General features: G+C 55.2%; 1 protein-coding gene and 2 tRNA genes. 1 reads left to right on the plus strand and 2 read right to left on the minus strand.

Translation table 11 applies throughout. The annotated features are described in order from the left end of the window. Positions 1–165: 165 nt before the first annotated feature. Positions 166–239, minus strand: a tRNA-Asp gene (locus tag HMPREF3130_RS01730). A gap of 14 nt (positions 240–253) precedes the next feature. After that, positions 254–329: transfer RNA gene (locus HMPREF3130_RS01735), tRNA-Glu, on the minus strand. 200 nt (positions 330–529) lie between these two features. On the opposite strand from HMPREF3130_RS01735, the gene HMPREF3130_RS01740 reads away from it, so the two are divergent. Then, positions 530–1,060: an NUDIX hydrolase gene (locus HMPREF3130_RS01740; protein WP_070429195.1), complete on the plus strand. Its 531-nt coding sequence runs from the start codon at positions 530–532 to the stop codon at positions 1,058–1,060. Positions 1,061–1,097: the final 37 nt, after the last annotated feature.

Here is a 1,097-nt window from a genome sequence, read left to right on the forward strand (position 1 = left end):
AAACTCATACAGTTTCACATTTGCAGCCCGTAGTTTTTGGCTTCTCACCAGTCACCATCTTGAGAATCAGACACACTTTTTGTCCATTACCCACGCCGACGCCCAGCGCACCACTAACCAAAAGCAAAAAACGCCAGCTCCAACCGGAACTGGCGTTTAGAATTGCGACCCTGACGGGACTTGAACCCGCGACCTCCGCCGTGACAGGGCGGCGCGCTAACCAACTGCGCCACAGGGCCATCATGATTTTTAGTGGTACTCCCAACGGGATTCGAACCCGTGTTGCCGCCGTGAAAGGGCGGAGTCCTAGGCCTCTAGACGATGGGAGCCCGACTTAACGCTGCAAAGAGTTGGCCACTCAATGGCATATTCCGCGTACATCTGCAGTGTATGAACATTGCAATTGCGCGCGCTCTTGGCAACGTAAAGAACTATAGAGGATAAGTACCCTTTTCCCAAAATCCACAGCTGAACTGGGATTTCTTACTATTTACGAAAGCGCTATTAGCGCTCCGATAAGCTCGTCACTATGGCAACTCCGGATTTCATTGTTCAGCTCCGCGAAAAAATAGGCCACGCTCCGCTATGGCTCCCCGGTGTCACAGCTGTCGTCATTCGCGATGTTTCGCCGAATGCACCGATGTACGCCCTGCCTGAAGTATTGCTGGTTCGCCGCTCCGATAATGGGGAATGGACTCCAGTTACCGGAATCATCGACCCGAACGAGCAGCCTCACGACGCCGCCGTGCGGGAGGTAAAGGAAGAAACTGGACTCGATGTCACAGTCGAGGCCCTGCTCGGCACCGGCGCCGTCGGCCCTGTCGAATACCCCAATGGCGATGTCACCTCTTACGTGGATATCGCCATGCGCTGCAGTGTTGTCGGCGACGACGTCCCCCATGTCGCTGACGACGAATCGACCGAAGTCGGATGGTTTCAGATCTCACAGATGCCGCCTATGAAGCCACGCTTCCGTCTAATAGTCGCCGATGCTGTCGCGCAGCTCAAGCACCCCGCGGGCTTCAAGCCGCGAATGGGTTACCACAAGCGGGAGAAGTAGCTGCCGCGGGTTAAGTAAAGAAAAGTGTGTCCGCATG

The sequence above is a fragment of the Corynebacterium sp. HMSC14B06 genome (genome assembly GCF_001807075.1).
GTDB lineage: Bacteria > Actinomycetota > Actinomycetes > Mycobacteriales > Mycobacteriaceae > Corynebacterium > Corynebacterium jeikeium_D.

Bases quoted from the DNA above. Each gene is read 5' to 3' on its own strand.
- HMPREF3130_RS01740 (WP_070429195.1), top strand. From the start codon at position 530: ATGGCAACTCCGGATTTCATTGTTCAGCTCCGCGAAAAAATAGGCCAC.